This window comes from Methylobacterium sp. WL7 (assembly GCF_008040085.1).
Lineage (GTDB): Bacteria > Pseudomonadota > Alphaproteobacteria > Rhizobiales > Beijerinckiaceae > Methylobacterium > Methylobacterium mesophilicum.
In genome coordinates this window covers 1-1,264 of the sequence record NZ_VRVG01000312.1, presented here as the reverse complement: position 1 = coordinate 1,264, position 1,264 = coordinate 1, and the positions used below count along the sequence as shown (strand labels likewise).

The following is a 1,264-nucleotide window of genomic DNA, read 5'->3' as shown; positions in this document are numbered from 1 at the left end:
GGCTTGGGCGTTGGGCAGCGCGTCGGGGGCCGGGACGAAGGTCCCGTCCGCGGCGCGGCGCTCGGCGATGGCCCAGTCGCGCAGGCGAATCGCGCCGGCATCGCCCTCGAGCGTCCAGGTGTTGCGGTCGTCCTCCGCGACCCCACCGACCCGTCCGGCGAGCGTGACCGGGACGTCGCCCGCCGTCAGCGTCACGTCGATCGCCCGCTCCGAGCGGCCGGGCTCCGGGAACGCGACCGTGCCGGAAAGCCCGTGGAGCGGCCCGCACAGGCGGTGGCTGAGGAACAGGAAGTGCGAGACCACCTCGCGGGTGAAGCCGCCCTCGGCCCGGGCGTCGAGCCAGCGCGCCGCGTCGGCCTGCCAGGGGCGCGGCCAGCGGGCGAAGTCCACCGCGATGGTGAGCCGCCGGGGCGTCCCGACCGCGCCGTCGGCGATCCAGCGATGCAGCGCCGCCACGCCGGGCGAGGAGGCGAACGGGAAGTTCACCGCCCCGGCCGCCCCGGCGGACGCCACGAAGGCGCGGGCCTCGGCGAGGTCGATGGCCAGGGGCTTCTCGCAGAACACGGTCCGGCCGGCGGCGAGCGCGGCCCGGGCGTAGCCGAGATGCGAGGCCGGCGGCGAGGCGACGTACACGCAGGCGCTGGCCGCCACGACCGCGGCGGCGTCGGCGACCTGCGGCACCGCCGGGAAGGCGGCGCCGACCCGGGCCAGGGCCTCCGGCGACGGATCCCACAGGGCGGCGACCCGCACCGGCGCATCCGGCGCCCCGTGGAGGGCGGCGATCAGGCGCTCGCCCATGATGCCGGCGCCGATGATCCCGAGGGCGAGCGGCGCGTCGGTCGTGGTCATTCCTGGTCCCTGTGCTGGTGACGGCGCCCGGTCAGGTCCGGCCCTGCCGGGCGTCGAGGCTGAACGGGCCGGCCCCGAAGGCCGCGACCTGAAGCAAGCCGCCCGCCACGGCGAGGTTCTTCAGGAAATGGAACATCTGGTTCGGGTCGGCCAGCGCCGTGTGGAAGGTGAGCGCGGTGGCCACCGCGAACCCGGCGAGCCCGAGGGCGACGAGCCGGGTCCGGTAGCCGAGGATCAGCAGCAGGCCGCCCAGGACCTCCACCAGGGCGGCGGCCGCGAACGAGACCTCCGGCAGCGGCAGGCCGGCGGCCCGGATGGTGGCGAGCGTCGCCTCCGGGGCGGCGAGCTTGCCGATTCCGCTCACCAGGAACAGGGCGCTCATCAGGATCCGGCCGGTCACCGGCAGGAGGGCGGC

2 protein-coding genes are annotated in these 1,264 nt (G+C 76.7%); both read right to left on the bottom strand.

Going from position 1 to position 1,264, the window contains the following annotated elements; genetic code table 11:
* The coding region (locus FV233_RS29475) for a Gfo/Idh/MocA family oxidoreductase (RefSeq protein WP_147899641.1) at positions 1–849 on the bottom strand (849 nt) is incomplete at its 3' end.
* A 31-nt stretch (positions 850–880) separates the two neighbouring features.
* On the bottom strand, positions 881–1,264 hold a 384-nt coding region (locus FV233_RS29470), incomplete at its 5' end, for a DoxX family protein (RefSeq protein WP_147899640.1).